25 protein-coding genes are annotated in these 23,341 nt (G+C 63.7%); 8 read left to right on the forward strand and 17 right to left on the reverse strand.

Features of this window, described 5'->3' with window-relative positions; all coding sequences use genetic code 11:
• Nucleotides 1-404 precede the first annotated feature (404 nt).
• Nucleotides 405-1,220 carry a CDP-alcohol phosphatidyltransferase family protein gene (locus tag AC0L2Z_RS09675; RefSeq protein ID WP_128188130.1) on the reverse strand — a complete coding sequence of 272 codons (816 nt, stop codon included), beginning with the start codon at nucleotides 1,218-1,220 and terminating at the stop codon, nucleotides 405-407.
• Between the two features lie 3 nt (nucleotides 1,221-1,223).
• A complete protein-coding gene (locus AC0L2Z_RS09680; RefSeq protein ID WP_236371635.1) occupies nucleotides 1,224-1,922 on the reverse strand; it encodes a phosphatidylserine decarboxylase in 699 nt (232 codons plus the stop codon).
• A 245-nt stretch (nucleotides 1,923-2,167) separates the two neighbouring features.
• On the opposite strand from AC0L2Z_RS09680, the gene AC0L2Z_RS09685 reads away from it, so the two are divergent.
• Nucleotides 2,168-3,040 (forward strand): SMP-30/gluconolactonase/LRE family protein, encoded by an 873-nt coding sequence (locus tag AC0L2Z_RS09685; RefSeq protein WP_473627702.1) that lies wholly within the window; start codon nucleotides 2,168-2,170, stop codon nucleotides 3,038-3,040.
• Nucleotides 3,041-3,043: 3 nt separating this feature from the next.
• Here the strand turns inward: AC0L2Z_RS09685 and AC0L2Z_RS09690 are convergent, their stop codons facing one another.
• From AC0L2Z_RS09690 to AC0L2Z_RS09700, 3 genes are all read right to left on the reverse strand, one after another.
• Entirely contained in the window at nucleotides 3,044-4,930 is a 1,887-nt protein-coding gene (locus AC0L2Z_RS09690; RefSeq protein WP_473627703.1) for an ABCB family ABC transporter ATP-binding protein/permease, read from the reverse strand.
• Between the two features lie 102 nt (nucleotides 4,931-5,032).
• Nucleotides 5,033-5,359: an ArsR/SmtB family transcription factor gene (locus tag AC0L2Z_RS09695; RefSeq protein WP_473627704.1), complete on the reverse strand. Its 327-nt coding sequence runs from the start codon at nucleotides 5,357-5,359 to the stop codon at nucleotides 5,033-5,035.
• A 63-nt stretch (nucleotides 5,360-5,422) separates the two neighbouring features.
• Complete coding sequence (locus tag AC0L2Z_RS09700; RefSeq protein WP_473627705.1) at nucleotides 5,423-6,829, reverse strand: Ig-like domain-containing protein; 1,407 nt, start codon at nucleotides 6,827-6,829, stop codon at nucleotides 5,423-5,425.
• A 164-nt stretch (nucleotides 6,830-6,993) separates the two neighbouring features.
• Between AC0L2Z_RS09700 and AC0L2Z_RS09705 the strand changes: the two genes are divergently transcribed.
• Nucleotides 6,994-7,605, forward strand: a complete 612-nt coding sequence (locus AC0L2Z_RS09705) for an LOG family protein (protein WP_027152697.1) — start codon at nucleotides 6,994-6,996, stop codon at nucleotides 7,603-7,605.
• Between the two features lie 86 nt (nucleotides 7,606-7,691).
• Here the strand turns inward: AC0L2Z_RS09705 and AC0L2Z_RS09710 are convergent, their stop codons facing one another.
• Nucleotides 7,692-9,023: a PQQ-dependent sugar dehydrogenase gene (locus tag AC0L2Z_RS09710; protein WP_287316982.1), complete on the reverse strand. Its 1,332-nt coding sequence runs from the start codon at nucleotides 9,021-9,023 to the stop codon at nucleotides 7,692-7,694.
• Between the two features lie 205 nt (nucleotides 9,024-9,228).
• Here AC0L2Z_RS09710 and AC0L2Z_RS09715 point away from each other — a divergent pair, with 205 nt between their 5' ends.
• Nucleotides 9,229-10,230, forward strand: coding sequence for a transporter (locus AC0L2Z_RS09715; RefSeq protein ID WP_473627707.1), 1,002 nt, complete (start codon nucleotides 9,229-9,231; stop codon nucleotides 10,228-10,230).
• Nucleotides 10,231-10,239: 9 nt separating this feature from the next.
• Here the strand turns inward: AC0L2Z_RS09715 and AC0L2Z_RS09720 are convergent, their stop codons facing one another.
• The 9 genes from AC0L2Z_RS09720 to cysS all read right to left on the reverse strand — a co-directional run bounded on the left by AC0L2Z_RS09720 (nucleotide 10,240) and on the right by cysS (nucleotide 17,927).
• Nucleotides 10,240-10,926 carry a glutathione S-transferase family protein gene (locus AC0L2Z_RS09720; RefSeq protein WP_473627708.1) on the reverse strand — a complete coding sequence of 229 codons (687 nt, stop codon included), beginning with the start codon at nucleotides 10,924-10,926 and terminating at the stop codon, nucleotides 10,240-10,242.
• Between the two features lie 14 nt (nucleotides 10,927-10,940).
• Nucleotides 10,941-11,861: an EamA family transporter RarD gene (gene rarD, locus AC0L2Z_RS09725; RefSeq protein WP_128170805.1), complete on the reverse strand. Its 921-nt coding sequence runs from the start codon at nucleotides 11,859-11,861 to the stop codon at nucleotides 10,941-10,943.
• Nucleotides 11,862-11,944: 83 nt separating this feature from the next.
• Nucleotides 11,945-13,561 (reverse strand): citramalate synthase, encoded by a 1,617-nt coding sequence (gene cimA, locus AC0L2Z_RS09730; protein ID WP_473627709.1) that lies wholly within the window; start codon nucleotides 13,559-13,561, stop codon nucleotides 11,945-11,947.
• Nucleotides 13,562-13,563: 2 nt separating this feature from the next.
• Nucleotides 13,564-14,520 (reverse strand): prolyl aminopeptidase, encoded by a 957-nt coding sequence (gene pip, locus AC0L2Z_RS09735; protein WP_473627711.1) that lies wholly within the window; start codon nucleotides 14,518-14,520, stop codon nucleotides 13,564-13,566.
• Nucleotides 14,517-14,993 carry a GFA family protein gene (locus tag AC0L2Z_RS09740; protein WP_023800738.1) on the reverse strand — a complete coding sequence of 159 codons (477 nt, stop codon included), beginning with the start codon at nucleotides 14,991-14,993 and terminating at the stop codon, nucleotides 14,517-14,519. The genes pip and AC0L2Z_RS09740 overlap by 4 nt, the downstream gene beginning before the upstream one ends.
• Complete coding sequence (locus AC0L2Z_RS09745) at nucleotides 14,990-15,481, reverse strand: GFA family protein (protein ID WP_128170808.1); 492 nt, start codon at nucleotides 15,479-15,481, stop codon at nucleotides 14,990-14,992. The genes AC0L2Z_RS09740 and AC0L2Z_RS09745 overlap by 4 nt, the downstream gene beginning before the upstream one ends.
• A 4-nt stretch (nucleotides 15,482-15,485) precedes the next feature.
• On the reverse strand, nucleotides 15,486-15,872 hold the full coding sequence (locus AC0L2Z_RS09750) for a VOC family protein (protein ID WP_473627712.1): 387 nt from the start codon (nucleotides 15,870-15,872) through the stop codon (nucleotides 15,486-15,488).
• Entirely contained in the window at nucleotides 15,869-16,276 is a 408-nt protein-coding gene (locus AC0L2Z_RS09755) for an endonuclease domain-containing protein (RefSeq protein ID WP_419696593.1), read from the reverse strand. The genes AC0L2Z_RS09750 and AC0L2Z_RS09755 overlap by 4 nt, the downstream gene beginning before the upstream one ends.
• Nucleotides 16,277-16,454: 178 nt before the next feature.
• On the reverse strand, nucleotides 16,455-17,927 hold the full coding sequence (cysS, locus tag AC0L2Z_RS09760) for a cysteine--tRNA ligase (protein WP_473627714.1): 1,473 nt from the start codon (nucleotides 17,925-17,927) through the stop codon (nucleotides 16,455-16,457).
• 389 nt (nucleotides 17,928-18,316) lie between these two features.
• On the opposite strand from cysS, the gene AC0L2Z_RS09765 reads away from it, so the two are divergent.
• Nucleotides 18,317-18,472 carry a hypothetical protein gene (locus tag AC0L2Z_RS09765; RefSeq protein ID WP_473627715.1) on the forward strand — a complete coding sequence of 52 codons (156 nt, stop codon included), beginning with the start codon at nucleotides 18,317-18,319 and terminating at the stop codon, nucleotides 18,470-18,472.
• Nucleotides 18,473-18,551: 79 nt separating this feature from the next.
• On the opposite strand, the gene AC0L2Z_RS09770 is transcribed toward AC0L2Z_RS09765, so the two are convergent.
• Nucleotides 18,552-19,325, reverse strand: a complete 774-nt coding sequence (locus tag AC0L2Z_RS09770; protein WP_473627716.1) for an SOS response-associated peptidase — start codon at nucleotides 19,323-19,325, stop codon at nucleotides 18,552-18,554.
• 125 nt (nucleotides 19,326-19,450) lie between these two features.
• On the opposite strand from AC0L2Z_RS09770, the gene AC0L2Z_RS09775 reads away from it, so the two are divergent.
• The 4 genes from AC0L2Z_RS09775 to AC0L2Z_RS09790 all read left to right on the forward strand — a co-directional run bounded on the left by AC0L2Z_RS09775 (nucleotide 19,451) and on the right by AC0L2Z_RS09790 (nucleotide 21,806).
• Complete coding sequence (locus AC0L2Z_RS09775; RefSeq protein WP_473627718.1) at nucleotides 19,451-19,870, forward strand: NUDIX hydrolase; 420 nt, start codon at nucleotides 19,451-19,453, stop codon at nucleotides 19,868-19,870.
• A gap of 48 nt (nucleotides 19,871-19,918) precedes the next feature.
• Nucleotides 19,919-20,296 carry a TIGR02301 family protein gene (locus AC0L2Z_RS09780; RefSeq protein WP_027152710.1) on the forward strand — a complete coding sequence of 126 codons (378 nt, stop codon included), beginning with the start codon at nucleotides 19,919-19,921 and terminating at the stop codon, nucleotides 20,294-20,296.
• A gap of 330 nt (nucleotides 20,297-20,626) precedes the next feature.
• Nucleotides 20,627-20,884 carry a hypothetical protein gene (locus AC0L2Z_RS09785; protein ID WP_023800747.1) on the forward strand — a complete coding sequence of 86 codons (258 nt, stop codon included), beginning with the start codon at nucleotides 20,627-20,629 and terminating at the stop codon, nucleotides 20,882-20,884.
• A 118-nt stretch (nucleotides 20,885-21,002) separates the two neighbouring features.
• Nucleotides 21,003-21,806, forward strand: coding sequence for a hypothetical protein (locus tag AC0L2Z_RS09790; protein WP_473627741.1), 804 nt, complete (start codon nucleotides 21,003-21,005; stop codon nucleotides 21,804-21,806).
• Nucleotides 21,807-21,929: 123 nt separating this feature from the next.
• Here the strand turns inward: AC0L2Z_RS09790 and AC0L2Z_RS09795 are convergent, their stop codons facing one another.
• On the reverse strand, nucleotides 21,930-23,261 hold the full coding sequence (locus AC0L2Z_RS09795; RefSeq protein WP_473627720.1) for a dihydroorotase: 1,332 nt from the start codon (nucleotides 23,259-23,261) through the stop codon (nucleotides 21,930-21,932).
• Nucleotides 23,262-23,341 lie beyond the last annotated feature (80 nt).

The following is a 23,341-nucleotide window of genomic DNA, read 5'->3' on the forward strand; positions in this document are numbered from 1 at the left end:
CCCCCCCCCCCCCCCGTCCCCCCCCCCCCCCCCAACCCCCCCCCCCCCCCCCCCCCCCCCCCGGGGCGGCCGGGGGTTTCAAACATTTGGCGCCGCCCCACCCGCCGCCGCGCCCCCCGGCGCGGTACCGCTGAGCCGCCCACGCCAAAGGGCTGCGCCGGCCATATACACAACGCCAGCGACAATGAGCAACGCGCCAATGAGGACGACAGCCAATTTCTCCTCACTCTTCTTTAAGCTCCTGCGCCTGGGACAGCAGCTTTAAGGGCTGATAGCGAGGCGTTCGCGACGTCGCTCGCCTCGCCCGCTGAGACAGAACGGTCAAGACGCCGGCAGGTTCCCGCTAGAGCGGGATGCGTGCGACTTGAACTAATTGAACCATCAGCGAATTGGCGACAGATCTGTCAGCCGAAGTCCGAAGGCGGCACCTTCTCGCCTTCGCGCTTGGCGCGCCTGGAATAGGCGCGGATGCTGAGCGGCAGGAAGAGCAGATAGCCGGCAACCGACGCGGTCAGCGTGTACCAGGGATAGGTCATCAACAGCAGGATGTAGAGGACGACTCCGAGGATGATCGGCAGCACCTTGTCGCCCGGGACTTTCAGGCTTTTTCCGGAATAGACCGGCAGCCGGCTGACCAGCAGGAAGGCTATCAGAACGGTGAAACCGGCGGCGATGAAGGCGGCAGGGCGTGACGGCTCCACACCAAGCCGCAGGAAGTACAGGTAAAGCGGCAGCATCACCAGCACGGCGCCTGCCGGCGCCGGCACGCCGACGAAATACTCGGTCTGCCACTGCGGGCGATCAGTATCTTCGTCGAGCACGTTGTAGCGAGCGAGTCTCAGGCCGCAGGCGATGGTGAACAGGAGCGCGGCAATCCAGCCCGGCGAGCCGGCCTGGTCGAGCAGGAAGGCATAGAGCACCAGCGCGGGCGCTACGCCGAAATTGACGATGTCGGCCAGCGAATCCATCTGCGCGCCGAATTTGGACGTCGCCTTCAGCATGCGTGCCAGGCGGCCGTCGATGCCGTCGAGGAAGGCGGCCAGCAGCACCATCACCACTGCCGGCTCGAAACGGCCTTCGAAGCCGAAGCGGATGCCCGAGAGGCCGGCGCAGATGGCGAGCACTGTGACGAGATTGGGCAGCACCATGCGCATCGGAATTTCACGGATGCGCGGGCCGCCGCTGCCATGCGCCTCGAATTTTTTGAACGGCGCGCCCACGGTTCAGGACACCCGCACGAGCGGCGTTGCGGCAACGCCGCCGAATTCGGCCAGTATGGTTTCACCACCGACCGCGGTCTGGCCGACGGCGACACGCGGTGTTGCGGTCGACGGCAGGAACACATCGACGCGCGAGCCGAAGCGGATCAGCCCGAAGCGCTCGCCGATGCCGATCGTGCCGCCGGTCTCGGCCCAGCAGACGATGCGCCGCGCCACCAGACCGGCGATCTGCACCGCGGCCACCGTGCCGTTGGGGCTGTCGATGACCAGGCCGTTGCGCTCGTTGTCGGCACTCGCCTTGTCAAGTGCGGCGTTGAGGAACTGGCCGGGCCGATGCTCTATCCTTGTGATGCGGCCGCGCACCGGAGCCCGGTTCACGTGGCAGGAAAAGACGTCCATGAACACCGAGATGCGGGTCATCTCGCCGCCCCCGAGGCCAAGTTCGCGCGGTGGCACGGCCGGACCGACCGCCGTGATGATGCCGTCGGCCGGGCTCACCACCAGCCGGTCGTCGACCGGCGTGACGCGCTCGGGATCGCGGAAGAAATAGACGCACCATGCCGTCGCGATGAGGCAGACCCAGAACAGGATCGAAGAGAAATAGCCGAGGAAAAGCGTCACCGCTGCGAAGGCGGCGATAAACGGATAGCCTTCGCGATGGATCGGAACCAAGGTTTTCTTGATCGTGTCGACGAGGTCCATGGAATGGAAACAGCCTAGTTTCAGGTCCGGCCTCAATAGCGGAAACACCCTGTGGCCGCAACGCGACAATGAGGGAACGCCGGATCCGGCGTTCTCGTCCGCATTAGCCGATCGCGGGCGTTGCAAGGGGTCCAATGCGCCTGTCCAAAAAAGGCATGACTGGTGTCGGGGCGAACCGGCCTCATGCGTCCTTGGAGATACGGGCCCTGTCAAAGCGCCCGCCGAACGAAAGCTGGAGGCAACAAATGCTGTCACGGAAATCAGCAGCAAAGGAAGCGCGGGTCGTGATGAACGGTCTGGCGTTCGGCGAATCGCCGCGCTGGCATGATGGCAGGCTTTGGTTCTGCAACTGGGGAACCGGCCAGATCATCGCCGTCGATGCCGACGGCAACAGTGAGGTCATGCTCACCGTGCCGGCCACCCTGCCCTATTCGATCGACTGGCTGCCGGACGGTCGCCTGGTCGTCGTCTGCGGGCGTGAGGGGTTGGTGCTGCGGCAGGAAGCAGACGGGACGCTGGTCACCCACGCCGATCTGCGACACCTCTCAGGGAACGCTTGGAACGAGATCGTCGTCGACGGGCGCGGCAACATCTACGTCAATGGCGGTGGGCCAGCGCCGGTTCCGGGCCAGCATTTCGGCCCCGGCACCATCGTGCTGATTGCACCGGACGGGTCGGTGCGGCAGGTGGCGGACAGGATCGCCTTCGCCAATGGGATGGCGGTGTCGCCTGACAACAAGACGTTGATCGTCGCCGAGTCCCACGCCAACAGGCTGACTGCCTTCGACATCGCCGCCGATGGCAGCCTCGACAACCGGCGGCGATGGGCCGACCTCGGCAACGGCTTTCCCGACGGCATCTGCCTCGATGCCGAAGGCGCCATCTGGTATGCCGACGTCCCCAACCGGCACTGCGTGCGGGTGCGCGAGGGCGGGGCGTTGCTCGACAGCGTCGATGCCGATCGCGGCTGCTTTGCCTGCATGCTCGGCGGCGCCAACGGCAAGACGCTGTTCATCGTCGCCGCCGAATGGCGCGGCTTCGAGCACATGATCAGTGATGCGCGCACCGGCCAGGTGCTCAGCATCGAGGCTTCCGCGCCGGGCGCTGGCTGGCCGTAAGGGCTACGACACCTCGGAGGGGCGGCGGCGGACGACAACGCCGAACTCGTCGCGCTCGCGAGCAATGCGCAACCGCTCCTCGGCCTCGGTTGCCTCACGCTGGCGGTCCCACATCGACGCGTACAGGCCGGCCTTGCGCATCAAGGCGGCATGCCTGCCGCGCTCGGCGATCTGGCCGTCCTGCAGCACGATGATCTCGTCGGCCGAAATCACCGTCGACAGCCGGTGGGCGATGACGATAGTGGTGCGACCCTTGCTGACGAGGTCGAGCGCCGCCTGGATCTCCTGTTCGGTATGGCTGTCGAGAGCCGAGGTCGCCTCGTCGAGCATCAGGATCGGCGGCGCCTTCAAAATGGTGCGGGCGATTGCCACGCGCTGCTTCTCACCGCCGGACAGTTTCAGTCCGCGCTCTCCGACCATCGAACGGTAGCCGTCGGGCAGCCGCTCGATGAACGGCCCGATCTGGGCGAGTTCTGCCGCCTTGCGCACATCCTCCTCGCTGGCATCGACGCGGCCGTAGCGGATGTTGTAGGCGATGGTGTCGTTGAACAGCACGGTGTCCTGCGGCACCATACCGATCGCCGCGCGCAAGCTCTGCTGAGTCACGTCGCGAATGTCCTGGCCGTCGATCAGAATCTTGCCGCCCTGGATGTCGTAAAAGCGGAACAGCAGCCGCGAAATGGTCGACTTGCCGGCGCCCGATGGCCCGACAATGGCAACCGTCTTGCCGGCCGGCACTTCGAAGCTGATGCCTTTCAGGATCTTGCGGTTGGGATCGTAGGAAAACTGCACGTCGCGGAACTCGACCTTGCCGGAGCCGACGACCAGCGGCTTGGCCCCCGGCTTGTCGACGATCTCCTGCGGCACATCGAGCAGATCGAACATCTGCTCGATGTCGGTCAGGCCCTGGCGGATTTCGCGATAGATGAAGCCGATGAAGTTTAGTGGCACCGAGAGCTGGATCAGCATGGCGTTGATGAAGACGAAGTCGCCAACCGTCTGCGTGCCGGCCTGCACCTCCAGCGCCGAAAGGCACATGACGATAATCGTGCCGAGACCGAAGATGACGCCCTGGCCGAAGTTCAGCCAGCCGAGCGAGGTCCATATCCGGGTGGCGGCGGTTTCGTAGCGCGCCATCGAACGGTCGAAGCGCTCGGCTTCCATGCCCTCGTTGTTGAAATACTTGACCGTTTCGAAATTGAGCAGCGAGTCGATCGCCTTGGTGCTGGCATCGGTGTCGCTGTCGTTCATGTCGCGGCGAATGACGATGCGCCAGTCGCTCGCCCTGATGGTGAACCAGATATAGAGGCAGACCGTCACCGCCACCACAGCCACGTACTTCCAGCCGTAGGTGACCGCGAAGATGCCGGCTGTCAGCGCGAATTCGAGGATGGTCGGCAAGGTGTTGAGCACGGTGAAGCGGACGATCGTCTCGATGCCCTTGGTGCCGCGCTCGATGATGCGCGACAGGCCGCCGGTGCGGCGCTCGAGATGGAAGCGCAGCGACAATTGATGCATGTGGATGAAAGTGCGGAAGGCGAGCTGGCGCACCGCATATTGTCCGACGCGGGCAAACAGCGCGTCGCGCAGCTGGTTGAAACCGAGCTGCACCAGCCGCACGACATTGTAGGCGATGACCAGCATGACTGGCGCCAGCAGGAAGGCCGGCAGCGGCGGCGCCGACTTGGCGTCACCAGCCAGCGCATCGGTCGCCCATTTGAAGAAGTAGGGACCGGCAACCAGTGTCAGCTTGGCGACGACCAGAAGCACGGTCGCCCACACCACCCGCGCCCGCAGGTCGGCACGGTCGGCCGGCCACATATAGGGCCAAAGATTGCGCAATGTCTTGAAAGTCGAGCCAGAATCGGCGGAGACGGTTTTTTCGGCCATTTTATCGCCTTTTCGTATTTCTTATTAGCTTGACCATGATCTCTTTTCCGAGAACCGGCTTCCGCTTTTCGCTGACGCGGTTCTTCGGTTCGGGATGATGGTCTAGCGGCCGGAGCAGCACGAACTGACCAGCGCGGCCAGCGATGCGCAAACATCTTCGAGCGCATCGCTGTCGACTTCATAGCGCGAGCGTTGCCGATCCGGCTGGTAGCGGACGAGCCCGGCATCGACCAATATCTTCAGGTGCTGCGAAACGGTGGACTGCGCCAGGTCGAGATGGTCGACGACCTCGCGGCAGCAGCAGGAGTGGCTGGCCGAAAGGTGCCGGAGAATTTCGATCCGGGCCGGATGCGAAAGCGCGGCGAGCTTTGCGGCGACGGCCTGGCTGTCGGCGAAGCCGCAGGTCTTCTCGGTCAAGGAAGCGTTCATCGTCTATCGGCGATAGACGATGAATGAACTTTCCGCAAGAGCCCGCTAGAGAAGAAAGGATTTCTAGTTGGCCTTTGTCGGGGCTGTCGTCATCTGGTCGCCCATCGCCTTGAGGTTGGCGGCTTCGCCTTCCTGCGATTTTCCGGGGACCTTGAACACCTGCCCCGGCCAGATACGGTCGGGATTCCTGATCTGATCCTGATTGGCGAGGTAGATGGTCGAGTAGCGAACGCCTTGGCCGTAGACGCGCCGCGAAATCCGCCACAGCGTATCGCGGCGGCGGATGATAACGGCGCTGTCGGCGTGTTCGAGTTTCGGCGCCGCGGTCTCGGGCACTCCAGCCGGAGGCGTCGCAGCCGCCACATCGGCTGGCGCCTCGGTCGCGGGCGCCGCAGGCGTGGTTGCCGGCGCGGCCGGCCTTGCCTCGGCAGGCGCCACGGCGGCGATCGACTCGCCCGGCTCGCGCTCGAACGGCACGGCGGCACGGGCCACCACCTTGACCCCGTCGGCATCGAGCGCATCGACGTGGATCGTATAGGTGCCGACCGGAATGTTGCGCGTCGCCTCGACCAGGAAATGACCGTCGGGCGAAGTCTTCGCGTCGCCGAGCAAGATATCGTTGGCATAGGCGCGCACCTTGCGGCCGGGGTCGGCGAGCCCGGCGACGAAGATCTTGTTGCCGTCGATCTCGATCGCTTCGACGACGACCTTTGGCCCTGCAGCTAGTGTCGCCGGTGCGGCCGGCCCGCCCGGAGCGGGCGCGGGGACGGCGTCGACGGTGGCCGGCGCCGTGGCAGCCGGTGCGGCTGGTGCTGCGGCAGCGGGGTCCCCGGCAGCGGAGTCCTCGGAAGCCGGGGCGGCCGCCTTGTCGCCGGCAGGCAGCGATTCAGGCTTTGTCTCGGGTGAAGGAACGGTGAGCAATTCGGAGGCCTTGCCCGGCTCCTCGATCATCGCCAGCACCTGGCCAGCAGGACTCTTGGGAATCGAGACGATAGCCGTCTGCGCCGAGGGGGTCACGACATTGCCGGTCATCGAGCGCAGCGCGATCGTGTAATCGCCGGGTTTCAGCGCATCGTCGAGAACGATGGCAAAAGCGCCATCGGCACCGGCGACCGTCGAGCCGAGAACCGTCGAACCGTTGAGAATCTCGACCTTGGCGTTGGGTGCGGCTTTGCCGGCGACGACAATAGAGCCCTTGATCTCGACCCGAACGATGTCGAAAGTCGGCGCAATCGCATCGGCCGCCGCCGGCGCTGCCGGTGCCATCGCACCAGCGGCAGGCGCTGGCGGCGGCGGTGCATCGGTCACTGGTTCGGCCGGCGTCTCCACCGGCGGCGTCAGCGATGCCACTTCCGCCGGCGGCGTGCGAGTGAGATACGGATCGAGCGCGCCCGACACATAGGCGGTTCCCGCCGCGGCGACGGAGCCGCCGACGACGAACAAAAACGCCTTCAAAGGATTAATTGCCATATTTCCCTGCCCTTAGCCACCTAATGCGGTCTAGCCTGTTTTGCCCAAGGCGACAAGAACAAGGGGGACCGACAAGAAAAAGGGCCGACACGAATAAACCGGGCCGACAAGAAAAAACCCGCCCGGGCTTGACCGCGAATAAAGACCCAATCACCAATCATCTCATGAACACGATTCGATCCATCTGCGTCTATTGCGGCTCGTCTCCGGGCCGCGATGTAACCTATGCCAAGGCCGGACACCTGCTTGGGCGTTCGATCGCCAAGTCCGGCCTGCGTCTGATCTATGGCGGCGGCACCAGGGGCATCATGGGAGCCGTCGCCGAGGGCGCAATGCGGGCCGGCGGCAAGGTGACGGGGATCATTCCGCGCTTCCTGATCAACAGGGAGGCCACCGAAACCGCGCTTGACCGACTTGACGAGCTCGTCATCACCGAAAACATGCACGAGCGCAAACATACGATGTTCGAGAAATCCGACGCGTTTGTGGCGCTTCCGGGCGGCATCGGCACGGTCGAGGAAATCATCGAGATCATGACCTGGGGCCAGCTCGGCCATCATCGCAAGCCGATCGTCTTCGGCAACGTTGGAGGATTCTGGGACCCGATGCTGGCGCTGCTCGACCATATGATGGCCGAAGGCTTCATCCACACCGCGCAGCGGGTCAGGCCGCTGGTGGTCGACGATCCGGAAGCGATCGTCGCTGCCATCATGGTCGCGGGATCGTCGGTCGACGCACCGACCGAAGGCGTGCAGTCGGTGATCGACAAGCTTTAGGGTATAGGGGAGTATGTAGTGCATGCCGCGCTCATGAGGCGCTGCCCTACTGCCCTACTGCCCTACTGCCCTACTGCCCTACTGCCCTACTGCCCTACTGCCCTACTGACCCGCCAGATGACATTGCCGACATCGTCGGCGACGAGCAGTGCGCCGCTCTGATCGATAGCAACGCCGACCGGACGGCCCATCGCCCTGCCGTCACGCCCGACGAAGCCAGCGAGCACATCTTTCGGGGGACCGCTCGGTTTACCACCGCGGAACGGCACGAAGATCACCTTGTAACCGCTGAGCACACTTCTGTTCCACGAGCCGTGCTGACCAACGAACGCGCCGTTGCCGTAGGCTGGGCCGAGCGACGCCCCTTTGGAGAAGGTCAGTCCCAGCGAGGCGGTATGGGAACCCAGCGCGTAGTCGGGCTTGACCGCCCTAGCCACGAGACCGGGGCGCTGCGGCTTGACGCGTTCGTCGACGTTCTGTCCGAAATAGCTGTAGGGCCAGCCGTAAAAAGCGCCGTCACGAACCGAGGTCATATAGTCCGGCACAAGATCATCGCCGATCTCGTCACGCTCGTTCACGGCGACCCAAAGCTTGCCGGTTTCAGGGTTCCAGGAGAGCCCGTTCGGGTTGCGCAGCCCTGACGCGAAGACCCGGGTACGGCGGGTCGACCGGTCCACTTCAAGGACGGCGGCGCGGTTCTTCTCCGCGGCCATGCCGTTTTCTCCAACGTTACTGTTGGAGCCGACGGTGACATAGAGCTTGCGTCCATCCGGACTTGCGATCACATCCTTGGTCCAATGATGGTTGAGATCTCCGGCCGGTAAGTCGACGATCTTTTCCGGCGGCGTTGTGGCTCGGGTCTGGCCATTGGAGTAGGGGAAAGCGACAAGCGCGTCGGTGTTCGCTACATAGAGAATGCCTTTGGACAGCGTCATACCAAAGGGAGAATTGAGGCCTTCTGCGAACGTCCTGCGCACATCCGCAATGCCGTCGCCATTGGTGTCGCGCAGGAGCGTGATGCGGTTGGCGCTTTTGGTCGCGGCCCCGGCGCGCTTCATAGCCAGGTCCATAAAGACCTTTCTAAGGCTGAAGCCTTCGTCATGCTTGGCAGGGGCATTGGTTTCGGCAACCAGCACGTCCCCGTTCGGAAGCACGTGCAGCCAGCGCGGATGGTCGAGGCCGGTGGCGTAGGGGTTCACCGTCAGCCCGTTCGCCGGGGTCGGCATATCACCTTTCTGCCAGCCTTTCGCCTCGGCGATGTTGACGGTCGGGATCAGCGTCGGTCTTGGTTTCGGTAAGGTTGGGTTGGGGCCATAGCCGGTTATTGCCCCCGTTTTCTGCGCCGAAAAGCCAGCGCAGCCCGCAATGACGGCTCCCAATACCGCTATGAGTAGGCTTCGTGGGAAGCCGGCATGCATCGGACGTCCTCCGCATGGATTGCGTCGTGCCCTTTACGCAAACGCGAGTCAACGACGTATTATTCCAAACTGGCTCCAAACAACGGCGTTGGTACGCCGCCTCGGATGACCGTCAAAACAGTCACACGAAAACGGTTCGCCCGTGCTAATAATCACAGTCTAGGTCGCCACCACGCGGCGTATTCGAGAGACTGGCGACGCGATCATGAACATCCCTCTCAATCCAGACGGCAGCGATCTGTCGCCTTACCTGCCGGACGAGCACGGGCTGTTCTTCGTCTATCACTTCACCGCCGAAGGCACGAGAACCAAAGACGCGACCACCACACACTGGATATGGCGCAGCTACCAGGTTTCCGACATGCGCGCCCGCCACGAGATCGCCACCGAGCCGGCTTTGCCGCCGCCGGTGCGCGATGCCTTCCTGTCGGCCGGCCATGGCTGCCATATCGACCTCGAGGGCGACTGGCTCTACGGCGATTTGCCGGACCTGCGCCACGACTATTCGGCGGAGGCGCGCGGGCTTGGCCATTTCCGCTTCGCCTTCAACGACACGATGCTGATCGGCGGCCGCAAGCAACCGCTGCAATCGGTCGACAAGATCCGCAAGGCGATCGACAACGGATCGCGAAAGTTCCGCTCTCCGGCCGAACTGATCGAGGCTGTCATGGGCCAGTCGCTCGACGGCATGACGACGGAACTCGCTGGCCTTGGCGACACGCTCGATGGCATCGAGGACCGCATCGTCTGCGATGCATGGCACAATGAGCGGCAGGCGCTGGTCGATGCGCGCCGGCAACTGGTGGTGATCCATCGGCAGATGGCGACGCTGACCAGCCTGTTCCGCCATCTCGACCATTCGCATCGCAATGACCTGCCGGACGCGATCAACGACATGGCGGCACGGCTTTCGCATCGCGCCCATACCTTGCATCATGACGGCGAGCAATTGCAGGCCCGCGCCCGGCTCTTGCAGGACGAGCTGATGGCCAAGCTGACGACGCAGTCGAACCAGTTGCTTTACATGCTGTCGGTGATGACCGCGGTGCTGTTGCCGATGACGATCGTCTCAGGCCTGTTCGGCATGAATGTCGGCGGGCTGCCGCTGGTCGACACGCCGGTGGGCTTTTGGGTGGCGTCGGCGATATCGCTCGCCGTCGCGGTGGTCGTCTATCTGTTCGTCAGGCGGCTGGGGCGCGGGATGTAGCGGCAACCGTTACAAGGTCGCGCGAAAATCCTCGATGACAGTGCCGGCAGCGCGCGCCTCCGCTTCGTGGTTCGGCTCGCGCCACTCCTCTGCAAGGGCTGCCGTGTACCATTCGCGCATCGCCGGCAGAGCCAGCAATCGCGCCGGATAGGTGGCAGCTGCGCCCTCGAAGGACAGTCCGTAGGACTGAACCCTAAACGCCACCGGGGCAAAGAAGGCGTCAGCGGCAGTGAAGCGATCGCCAGCCAGGAACGGTCCGCCGAAGCGGCGAAGCCCATCGCCCCAGAGATCGCCGAGACGAAAGAGGTCGTGCTTCAGCGCATCCGACATCGGCACCGGCGCGACGCGGACACCGCAGTTCATCGGACAGGAGCCGCGCAAGGCGGTGAAGCTCGAATGCATTTCGGCCGCTGCCGACCGCGCCCAGGCTCGCGCCTTCGCGTCGGCGGGCCAGACGCCAGCGTGGCGCTCGGCCAGATATTCGGTGATGGCGAGCGAATCCCAAACTGCCCAGCCGTCGTCAATCAGGCACGGTACGAGGCCGCTGGGCGAGAACGGCCGGTAGAGGCTCCAGCTCGATCCGGTCGGAAACGGTGTCAGCCGCTCCTCAAAGGAGACGCCCAATGTCCGCATCAGCACCCATGGCCGCAGCGACCACGAGGAATAATTCTTGTTTGCTATGTGCAGCACGTACATCGAAAATCCTCGCTCTAACGCATTGCCGGCCGGATCTCGCGGCCGCGGAACATCGACCAGGAATAGATCGCCAGCGCCGCCCAGATCAGGCCGAAGGCGATGGCCTGGGTGCTGCCGAAGGGTTCGCCGAAAATCAGCACGGCGATCAGGAACACAATGGTCGGCGCGATATACTGCATGATGCCGATGGTGGAGAGACGCAGCAGCTTGGCCCCGAAGCCAAACAGCAGCAGCGGTATGGCGGTGACCGGGCCGCAGCCGATCAGCAGTGCGGTATCGTTCAGGGAACTGGAGACGAAATGGTCCTGCCCGGTGACGATGAGGAAGATGATGTAGCCGAGCGCCGGCACCGACAGCAAAAGCACTTCAAGCAAGAAACCCTGGCTGGGACCGATCGGCAGCGTCTTGCGGAAGAAGGCGTAGGCGGCGAAGGAAAACGCCAGCACCAGCGACACCCAGGGCAGCTTGCCGGCGTCGATCGTCAGCACCGCGACCGCGATGGCCGCCAGCACCACCGCCGCGATTTGCAGCCGGTCGAGCCGCTCGCTGAGCAGCAGCGCGCCGACGACGACGCTGACAAGCGGGTTGATGTAGTAGCCAAGCGCGGTCTCGATGGTACGGTCGACCGCGATGGCCCAGACATAGATGCCCCAGTTGACCGAAATCAGCGCCGCCGTCAGCGCCGCCATGGAAATGATGCGCGGCGAACGCAACGCCGCTTTGAAATCCGCCGTGCGGCCCGCCCAGATCAAAACGGCCGCCGCGATCGGCACCGACCAGACGATGCGGTGCGCGATGACTTCGGCCAGCGGCAGATGTGCGACCGCCTTCATATAGAAGGGCAGCAACCCCCACAGGAGATAGGCGCCCAGCGCCAGCAGGAATCCACGCCGGGCCTTTGAGTCTGCTTCGAGCTGAATTGCGTCCGTGGCCATGGCCCAACGCTATGCGCCAGCCGCCGGGCCAAGACCATCGCAAAGTTCTGATGGATCAATGGACTTTCGCTGATGGTTCAATCCTACTCCGCCGCGACCAGCCCGGCCATCTCGCGGTTCTTCATCAGCTTGTAGACGATCGAATCCATCAGCGCCTGGAATGAAGCGTCGATGATGTTTTCTGAGACGCCGACCGTCCACCAGCGGGCGCCGGTTGCATCGTGCGATTCGATCAGCACGCGAGTGATCGCCTCGGTACCGCCATTGAGGATACGCACCTTGAAGTCGGCGAGCTCGAGGTCGGCGATCTCGTTCTGAAATTTTCCAAGATCCTTGCGCAGCGCGATGTCGAGCGCGTTGACCGGGCCGTGCCCTTCCGCCACCGACATCTTCTCCTCGCCATCGACCAGCACCTTGACGATCGCCTCTGAGACCGTCTTCAGCTGGCCATTGGCGTCGAAGCGGCGCTCGACCATGCAGCGGAACGAGGTGACGCTGAAGAATTCCGGCAGGCCATGCAGCATCTTGCGCGCCAGCAGCTCGAAGCTGGCATCGGCGCCTTCATAGGCATAGCCCTCGGCCTCGCGCTCCTTGACCACTGATATCAGCGCGTCCAGCCGGTGGTCGTCTTTCGGCATTTCGATGCCGCGCCGTTTCAACTCGGCGAGGAAATTGGCCTTGCCGCCTTGGTCCGAGACCATGACCCGGCGGCGGTTGCCGACCGCTTCCGGCGGCACATGCTCGTAAGTGGCCGGCTCCTTGGCCAGCGCCGAGGCATGGATGCCGGCCTTGGTGGCGAAGGCGGAAGCGCCGACATAGGGCGCCTGCGCTTCCGGCGCGCGGTTCAGCAATTCGTCGAAGGCGCGGGACAGGCGCGATATGCCGGCCAACGCTTCGGCCGAGATGCCTGTCTCGAAGCGGCTGGAAAAGGCCGGCTTCAGCGCCAGCGTCGGCACGATCGAGATCAGATTGGCGTTGCCGCAGCGCTCGCCGATGCCGTTCAGCGTGCCCTGGACCTGGCGCGCGCCGGCCTCGACGGCGGCCAGCGAATTTGCCACCGCCTGGCCGGTGTCGTCATGGGCATGGATGCCGAGATGGTCCCCCGGTATGCCTGCCTCGATGATCTTTTCGACGATGGCGCGCACTTCCGACGGCTGCGTGCCGCCATTGGTGTCGCACAGCACCACCCAGCGCGCGCCGGCGTCGTAAGCGGTCCTGGCGCAAGCCAGCGCATAATCGGGATTGGCCTTGAAGCCGTCGAAGAAATGCTCGCAGTCGACCAATGCTTCCTTGGCCGAGCCAATCGCCGCTTCGACTGACGCCTTGATCGCCTCGAGGTTTTCCTCGTGGGTGCAGCCCAGCGCAACGCGGACCTGGTAGTCCCAGCTCTTGGCGACAAAGCAGATGGCGTCCGACTTCGACTGGACCAATGCGGCAAGGCCTGGATCGTTCGAAGCCGACACCCCTGCCCGCTTGGTCATGCCGAAGGCGACGAATTTGGCGGTTGCCGTGCGGTGCTTGGCAAAGAAGGCGGTGTCGGTCGGGTTGGCACCGGGATAGCCGCCTTCGATATAGTCGACGCCGAACGCGTCAAGCAGCCCGGCGATGGCGATCTTGTCCTCGACCGAAAAGTCGATGCCCGGCGTCTGCTGGCCATCGCGCAGTGTGGTGTCGAAGAGATAGAGGCGCTTGCGGCCCATGATCATTTCCCCGCAAACTTATCCGTCGCCCGGATCAGCCGGTCGAGGATGCCCGGCTCCGAATAGGCATGGCCGGCGCCCTCGACCAGATGGAAGTCCGCCTTCGGCCACGCCTTGTACAGCGCCCAGGCATAGCGCGCCGGGCACGGCATGTCGTAGCGGCCATGGACGATGGTGCCGGGGATGTCCTTCAACTTGAAGGCATCACGCAGCAGCTGCCCTTCCTCAAGCCAGCCAGCATGGACGAAATAATGGTTCTCGATGCGGGCGAAGGCCACGGCGTAATCGTCTTCGCCAAACCGGCTGCTGGTTTCCGGATCGGGCAACAGCGTGATCGTCTCGCCTTCCCACAGGCTCCAGGCGCGGGCGGCCTCGACCTGCGCCTTGCGGTCGCTGCCGACCAGCCGCTTGCGATAGGCGGCCATCATGTCGCCGCGCTCGCCCTCGGGGATCGGCGCCAGGAAGCGCTCCCATTTGTCGGGGAACATTTCCGAGACGCCGAACTGGTAATACCAGTCGAGCTCCGCGCGCGTCAGCGTGTAGATGCCGCGCACGACCAGTTCGCTGACCCGCTCGGGGTGCGTCTCGGCATAGGCCAGCGCCAGCGTCGACCCCCACGAGCCGCCGAACACCAGCCATTTGTCGAAGCCGCACATGTCGCGCAGGCGCTCGATGTCGGCGATCAGATGCCAGGTGGTGTTGGCCTCGAGCGAGGCGTTGGGCGTCGACTTCCCGCAGCCGCGCTGGTCGAACAGGATGACATCGTAAAGCTTCGGATCGAACAGCCGTCGGTGCTTTGGCGAAATGGTGCCGCCCGGTCCGCCATGCAGGAACACGGCCGGCTTGGCGCCCCTGGTGCCGGAACGCTCCCAATAGACCTGATGGCCATCGCCGACATCGAGCATGCCTGAGTCGAAGGCCTCGATCTCCGGATAGAGGGTGTGCAGGTCATTGCTCATAATTTCAGGCCCTGTTGCGGCCAATTGGCCGTCTCGTGATCCGGATGCTGGAAGGAGATGATCGATTCCTGCCTTGTGTAGTAGTCAGGATCGTCATGGACCGGCGCGTCGAAGATCTTCTCCACCCAAGGCAGCCGGGCGGCATAGTTGATCTGGATCTGCGGTGCGAGGTCGGAGCGATCGTCAAAGGCGCCGATGGCGATCTCAAGCCCGCCAGGCTGCCTGTAGGTCAACGGCGTGCCGCAGCGGCTGCAAAAGCCGCGATCGATGTTGACCGACGACTGGAAATAGCTCGGCTCCTCGCGCACCCATTCGACACCGTCCTTCGGCACAGTCACCAGCGCGCCGAAGAAGGAACCGAACTGTTTCTGGCACATGCGGCAATGGCAGATGGAAGGGCGTCCAAGCGCCCCACGAATGCGGAAACGCACGGCGCCGCACTGGCAGCCGCCGGTTCGAACGGTTTCGGTCATGATCTTTCCTCCGGCGGCCATTGTTCGGTGTCGTGGTCGGGGTGCTGGTAAGAAACGAGATCGGCGAGATAGGAGGACGACGAAACATCGGCCATCGTCTCCTCGCCAGGCAATTCGTGGATGTGATCGACATAGGGGAGTTTTGCTTCGGTGCCCCACTGGATGGTCGGCGCGATCTCCTCCGCATGGTCGAAGGCCGCGATGGCGAGTGCGATGCCGTCGGGCGCCTCGAAAGTCAGCGGCGTGCCGCAATCGGCGCAAAAACCGCGCCATGCGGCGTTGGAGGAACGAAAGCGCTTGGGCGCGCCGCGCGTCCAGTCGAGTTTTGCGCCACGCACCGACACCAGCGGCAGGTAGAAATTGCCGCTTGCTTTCTGGCACATGCGACAATGACAGACGGAGGCGTCGCCCAGCGCGCCTTCGACACGGAAACGCACGGCGCCGCACTGGCAGCCGCCTGTGTAGACCGGTCTGTTATCCAGGCTCATCACTTCACTCCGGGGCATGGCAGACGGCTTCGACATTGTTGCCGTCGGGGTCGAAGACAAAGGCGCCATAGTAGTTCGCGTGATAGTGCGGACGAAGCCCCGGCCCACCATTATCCTTGCCGCCGGCGGCGATGGCGGCGGCGTGGAAGGCATCGACTTCAGCGCGGCTGCGCGCGGTGAAGGCGACATGCTGGCGGTCCTTCGGCTTGTCCTTGCCTTGATGCAGCCAGAACACCGGCCGGTCGCGGCCATAGCCGCCGACCATGGCGCCACCGGTGTATTCCTGCGGCACCATGTAGAGCAGCGAGGCACCGACCGGCGCCATCGCCCTGTCGTAGAAAGCTTTCGACACGTCGAAATCGGAAACGGTGATGCCAAGATGGTCGATCATGGAACTACCTCCCTCGCTGCTTCGCCGGCCGGCATTTCGGCAGCGGCCAGGCCGGCTTCGATGACAATGTGCTGGCAGACGTTGTCGATGTCGCGAATGACGTCGTCGTTCCAGAAACGCAGGATGGTCCAGCCCAGCGCCTCTAGCTTCGCGCTTCTTGCCAGATCGGATGCCGAAGGTTCAGACCGGGCATGCTGGGAGCCGTCCAGTTCGACAATCAGCTTTTTGGCGGGGCAGGCGAAATCGACGATATAGTGGGCGATAGGCATCTGCCGCCTGAAGGCTAGTCCCATCAGCCTGTGCGCTCTAATCTCATTCCAAAGCTTCAGCTCGGGTTCGGTCATAGCGCTGCGCATCTTGCGCGCATTGCTGCGGTTGTTGGCGGGTACTGGGAAATGCGTCATCGCGGTTCGCCCCCCTCTGTCCTGCCGGACATCTCCCCCTCAAGGGGGGAGATTGGACGGCACTTCGGCTTTCGCCAATCGCCGTCGTTGGTGATTGGGCGCTTCCGGCGAAGCTGCCAATCTCCCCCCTTGAGGGGGAGATGTCCGGCAGGACAGAGGGGGGTGCCTCGCGCCACCTTCACCGCTTTACCTCCCAGTTGGTGATGCGGGTGCCGGTGGCGGGGTCCTTGCCGTCCTTCAGTTGCACGCCTTGCGCCAGAAGCTCGTCGCGAATGCGGTCGGCCTGGGCCCAGTTCTTGGCGGCGATCAGTTCCAGGCGCCTGGCGATGGCCCTGGCGATGGCATCTTCATCAACCTTGGCCGGCGCAACGTCGAAGCCGAGGAACGACAGTGCCGCCTTCAGCGAAGCGGCAGCATGGTTGCCCGCGGCGGCAGCGTTGCCGCCGCCAGCAGCATTGGAATCCACAGCCTCGCCGGCCAGTTGCGTCAGCACCTGGAACGCAGGATAGGTTGCGAGATCGTCCGACAAGGCTTCCACCACTTCGACCGGCAATTGATTGGCCGCCGCCGGTGCCAGGTCCGCCGCCCGCTTCCATTTGCGCAGCGTATTTTCCGACTCTTCCAGCTTGCGCACGGAAAAATCGATCGGCTCGCGATAATGCGTCATCAGCATCGCCAGCCTGAGCACCTCGCCTGGCCACTTGCGGCCACCAAAGGTCTCCGTCTCCAGCAACTCGTTGATCGAGTGGAAGTTGCCCAGGCTCTTGGACATTTTCTGCCCCTCGACCTGCAGAAAGCCGTTGTGCATCCACACCTTGGCCATCACCTCGGTGCCATGGGCGCAGCGCGACTGTGCAATTTCATTCTCGTGGTGCGGGAAGATCAGGTCGAGCCCGCCGCCATGAATGTCGAAGACCTCGCCGAGATAGGCGGCCGACATCGCCGAGCACTCGATGTGCCAGCCCGGCCGGCCCCTGCCCCACGGGCTGTCCCAGCCCGGCTCTTCCGGCGAGGACAGCTTCCACAGAACGAAATCGCCAGGGTTCTTCTTATGCGGATCAACGGCGACGCGAGCGCCGGCCTGCTGCTCGTCGAGATTGCGTTTCGACAATTGGCCGTAGTCCGGCATCGAAGCCGTGTCGAACAGAACTTCGCCTGCCGCAACATAGGCATGGCCGCATTCGATCAAGCGTTGGATCAAGGAGATCATGTCGACTTTGCCATCTGCGCGCGGCTCGACGAATTCAGTGGCCCGCGGCTCGACCGTAGGTTGCAGGCAGCCCAGCGTCGCCACGTCCTTGTGGAACTGGTCGGCGGTCTTTTCGGTGACCCGCCGGATCGCCTCGTTCAGCGACAGCACTCCCGAGGCAATCTCGGCGCCGAAATCGCGCAGTGCGCGGTCGTTGATCTTGTCGTCGACATCCGTGATGTTGCGCACATAGGTGACGTGCGCTTGCCCGTAGAGATGGCGCAGCAGACGAAACAGCACGTCGAAGACGATCACCGGCCGCGCGTTGCCGATATGGGCAAAGTCGTAGACCGTCGGGCCGCAGACATACATGCGCACATTGCGCGGATCGATCGGGAAGAAATCCTCCTTGGTCCGCGTCAGCGTGTTGTAGAGGCGCAGGCCCTTCGATGTGTCAGACATTCGTGCCTTCCCGGTGCGTTACTTTTTGGTTGGGGCCACTTGCGCCGAGACGCAAATCAGCCACCAGCCTGCTGGCCGGGGCGTTTGTCCACTCTAGAAGGAAGATAGGCGAAAACGTCCGGACCAGCGCGAAGCTAGCCAATAATGCAGATGCCACAAATGGCGAAAGACGTTCTCATGAGCGGCTTTATCGCCTCAGCCAGTGTTGCCGTCAAGTCGCAACTTTCGGCAAAAGAGCCGCTGGATCACAGGTAATGACGCGGTGAAACATTTTATTAAACATCTCGGCACAGTCATGAAACATTCACCGGCTAGATCGGCAGATGTCACGATTTGGTCGGATTCGACCAGCAAACGCGGACACGAAGACGTTACCAGGGAAGAGAAAGATGCCTCGAGCCAAGCAGGACTCCAGCAGCGCCAAGCAACCGGCGCTCGCCAGCCAATACCGGGCGATCGGCCCGGCCGCGATTGTCGCCGCCCTTCTCCACACAGCGAAGAAGAAGAAGCCGGCGCAGAAGATCACCTCGCCGCGCGCTGCCTGATGTGACGTGCGGCCGGCGGGTTCGCCAGGAAATGGCAGCGCCGGCAATGAAGGCGCTGAGGCGCCCCAGAAAATAGCAGCTACTGCTGAAACAAGCTCATCTGACTGTCGTCGGCGCCCGGCTTCCGGCGCCTGGCCTTCTTGAGCTCCGGCCACCTTTCCTGAATCTCCGGTCCGGTGTTGGCGACCTTGTTGACGAGGTCGGAAACCGGGACGGCCTCGAAGAAATCGAGTTGTGCCGGTCTGAGCAGGTCGGCCACGTCGCGCGGCTCGCGCGTGCGGCAATCCAGCCAGCGGGCGAAATCCTGCGGATCTATCACCACCGGCATGCGGTCGTGGATATGGGCAATGTCGGCATTGGCGTTGACGGTCAGGAGGGCGCCGGTGTCCATCTCCGAGCCGCCCGGCTCGGCATAGGTCTCGATCAGTCCGGCGAAGGCGACAAGCCCGCCATGCTTCGGCCGCACCCAATAGGGCTGTCCCCGCTTGCCGCCTGATTGACGCCATTCGTAGAAGCCGGAAGCCGGCACCAAAGCGCGGCGATGGCGCATGGCGGCGCGAAACGAGGCCTTTTGCGCTGCTCCCTCCGCGCGCGCGTTGAACAGCAACGGAAACTCACGCGTGTCCTTCACCCACGCCGGGATCAGCCCCCAGCGCACCAGCATCGGCTGCCGGTCTTGCAGGTTCGAGTCTGGCAGGTTCGCGCCTGGCGCTCGCGGCAAGCCTGCAATCGCCATCAGCACCGGCTGCGTCGGTGCGATGTTGTAGCGGGGCGGGAAATCCTCCAGTTCTGGCAGACCGAGAAAAGCGGCGGCCCGGTCCGGCGTGGCGGTCAAGGCGAAGCGTCCGCACATAAGCTAAAAACTCGTTGGATTGGTCGGATGTGACGGTGGCGATGGAACCGGCGTTGCGCAACCGCTAATGCTTGTTCTCGCCGACCGGTCCACAACCGGCTGCGGCAAATGGCGATCGGAGATCCATGGACGAGATGCGCAAAATACTCCCGGCTGTATCGGTCGCCATTGTCCGCGGCGACACGGTGCTGCTGGTCAAGCGGGCGCGGCAGCCTTCGCAAGGATTCTACGCGTTTCCAGGCGGCAAGGTGGAGGCCGGCGAAACGCTGGAACAAGCCGCGCAGCGCGAATTGCTGGAGGAAACCGGGTTGCATGCGCGCAACTACCGCCGCCTTCGGGAAATCCACATCGACGGCGGCAGCGACGGGCACCCGGTCGACTATCTGCTGACGGTATTCGGCGCCACCTATGCCGGCGGCGAGCCCGTGGCCAGCGACGACGCCGAGACCGCCGCCTTCTATACACTCAGCGAAATGACGGCGCTGCCGATTGCCGCTTCGGTGTTTGCCGTTGCCGACGAATTGCTCAGGAATACAGGCGCGTAACCTCCAAAATCGCCTTGCAGGCGACAAATTGTTTGGCCACATAGATTTATGATCCGCGCATCGGTTTTCCTTGCAGCTTGCCTCGCCGCCAGTACGGCAATCGGGGCGCGGCCGGCCATGGCCGCCGAGTCGCCGTTCGAGCCGGGGCTGATGCGGCTGGCCGAGGTGCTTGGGTCGCTGCATTTCCTGCGTAATCTGTGCGGGGAGAAGGGCGACCAATGGCGGGTCGAGATGGAGAAGCTGATTGCTTCGGAAAACCCGAACCCGGAGCGGCGCGCCCGCTTCATCGCCAGCTTCAACCGCGGCTACCGCTCCTTTGGCGGCACCTATACACAGTGTACCGCCTCGGCGACCGAAGCCATCAGCCGCTACATGAAGGAAGGCGAGACGCTGTCGCGCGACATCGCCTCGCGCTACGGCAACTGAGCCTGGCTCCCCCTGCTTGTGTCCCGGCCCGCTTGTGTCTGGTGGCGTCTTGGTGCAATTGTTGTGTTGCACTTCTGCAACGGTGTTAACAAAACGTTACGGCGCGGATGTGGAATTAACTCAAACTGAAGGTTTTCATCCCGCTCGCCGGCCTAATCGGCTAAGTTTTGAATCGGATCGAACGCAGGTTTGCAAAACGTGACGAACCCTTGTCGAAACGACCCCAGAAATGTCGTATTTACAAGTACTTACTTAACCTGCGAGTAAAAGGGACAGCCCAAGCCTGATCCGCATCCGCCGGATCGCCGCTTGAAAAGGGTGGACATCGCAATGGAACATGGCGTCAACGACATCGACGCGCTGGTCAGGGAAGAAAAGCGCCTGACTGCAGTGGAAAGCCACAGCGAGGCCTGGGCGGAAGGGCTTTCGGCCGGAATCGAGACGGAAATCATCGCCGAGGCGGCCCTCGAAACCGCGTTCGGCGAGATGCTGCGTGCCAATGGCGAGACCTCAGCCCTTGCCTTGCTCGACCGCATGCGTGAAAAGGTGATAGCTGGGGCCTTCGAGCCGGGACGGCTGCGGCACTGATTGGCATCAGGCTCTTCGATGACGGCGTGCCGCTTGGGCGTCATGCCCCGGGCACCTGGGCGGGCCTGGGCACCTGTAAGGGCCCGGGCAGCTGGACGGAATCATGGAGAGGCAGGCGGTGAATTTTTCGACGTCAGGCCAGCCGCGTGGCTTGGCCCTCAGCATCCGGCTTGCCGCTTTTTGCGCCGCGTTTCCGCTGGCGCTTTGCCTCGCAATCAGCCCCGCCTATGCTTTGAGTGAAATCAAGCGCGAGGACCTGCCCTCGCCAGTCACGCCGCCCGCCGACGACGACATGTCGCCGCCCGGAACCACGGTGCCGACGCCCGGCCCGCTCGGCGCGACGCCGCCTGCGGCGAGCCAACCGACGCCACCCGACGAACGGGAACAGGTCGAACCGGGCGGGCCAACAGACGATGGTGGCATAGCCAATCCGCAAGTCGACCCGGATGAACCGTTGCCCGAGGTCGTCTACGATCTCGGCAAGCTGCCGGAGCCGGTCAGGCGCATGCACGATTTGATTATCGGGGCCTGCAAGAGCGGCGACATCGAAAAGCTCCGGCCGCTGATCGGCCAGGGCGATGCGATGACCCAATTGTCGCTGAGCGAAATCGAAGGCGACCCGATCACCTTCCTGAAAGGACTTTCGGGTGACACGGAAGGCCAGGAAATCCTCGCCATCCTGGAAGAGGTGCTCAGTGCCGGCTATGTCCATGTCGATGTCGGCACGCCGCAGGAGCTCTATGTCTGGCCATATTTCTTCGCGCTGCCGCTGGACAAGCTCAACGCCAGGCAGCGGGTCGAGCTGTTCAAGATCGTCACCGCCGGCGACTATGACAGCATGAAGCAGTTCGGCGCCTACATCTTCTACCGCGTCGGCATCACCCCGGATGGACAGTGGACGTTCTTCGTCGCCGGAGACTGAGCGGCATAGCCTCTCCTACCCTCAAGCCCGCGCAGAGCATCGGAGGGGATACCGGTTTTGGGAAAATCCGATGCTCAAACAGAAGATAAGCGGCGGGACGATGCGATTTGAAAGTCCGCCGCTCTATACCGCCAGCGCCTCGGAAAACTCCACCGCACTGCCCTGTCCGGGTGTGACGATCTCGCCTTCCCACATTACGCGCCGGCCGCGCACGATCGTGCCAACCGGCCAGCCGGTGACTTGCCGGCCGTCGTAGGGCGTCCAGCCGGCCTTCGAGCCTGCCTGCGCATTGGTGATGGTCTCGCGGCGCTTCAGATCGACGATCGTGAAATCGGCGTCGTAGCCGGCGGCGATGCGGCCTTTCCTGGCCATGCCGAAGATACGCTGCGGGCCGTGGCTGGACAGGTCGACGAAACGCTGCAACGTCAGCCGGCCGGCATTGACGTGATCGAGCATGATCGGCACCAGCGTCTGCACGCCGGTCATGCCCGACGGCGAGGCCGGGTAGGGTTTCGCCTTCTCGGCCAGCGTGTGCGGGGCGTGGTCGGAACCCAGCACATCAACAATGCCTTGCGCAATGCCGCGCCAGATGCCGTCGCGGTGGCGCGATGCGCGCACCGGCGGGTTCATCTGGATCAGCGTGCCAAGCTGCGCATAATCGTCCGCGCTCAGCGTCAGATGATGCGGCGTCGCCTCGCAGGTCGCGACGTCCTTGTGCTGTTCGAGGAAAACAATCTCCTCGGCGGTCGAGATGTGCAGCACGTGGATGCGGGCGCGAACCTGGCGCGCAATGCGCACCAGGCGCTCGGTGCAGCGTAAGGCGGCAATCTCGTCGCGCCACACAGGATGCGAGGCCGGGTCGCCCTCGATGCGTTCGCCGAGCCGCTCGCGCAGCCGGAATTCGTCCTCGGAATGGAAGGCCGCACGGCGGCGCGTATTCCTCAGGATCGAGGCAACGCTTTCATCGTCCTCGACCAAAAGGTCACCGGTCGACGAGCCCATGAACACTTTTATGCCGGCAGCACCGGGTAGCCGCTCAAGGTCGCTGGCGTCCTTTGCGTTCTCGCGGGTGCCACCGACCCAGAAGGCAAAGTCGCAATGCATGCGGCCGGTGGCACGCCGAACCTTGTCGGCAAGCGCTGCTTCGCTGGTGGTCAGCGGGTTGGTGTTGGGCATCTCGAAGACGGCGGTGACGCCGCCCAGCGCCGCTGCCCGCGAACCTGTCTCCAGATCTTCCTTGTGCTCCAGCCCCGGCTCGCGGAAATGCACCTGGCTGTCGACGACGCCCGGCAGGATGTGCAGGCCGCGACAGTCGACCGTTTCGCCAGCGGAAGCCTGGCCGAGATCGCCGATAGCGGCGATGCGCCCGCCGTTGATGCCGATGTCGCGCCGGCCTTCGCCGTCGTGGTTGACCACCGTGCCGCCTGTCAGGATGAGGTCGTAGGTCGTGGCCATGCTGATCCGGTCTCTTGCGGGGGGAGTGCCAGCGGCTTACGTAATGGCCGACCGTTTTGCAAGATCAGGTTCTTTTCCGC

It is taken from the genome of Mesorhizobium sp. WSM4850, from assembly GCF_055811735.1.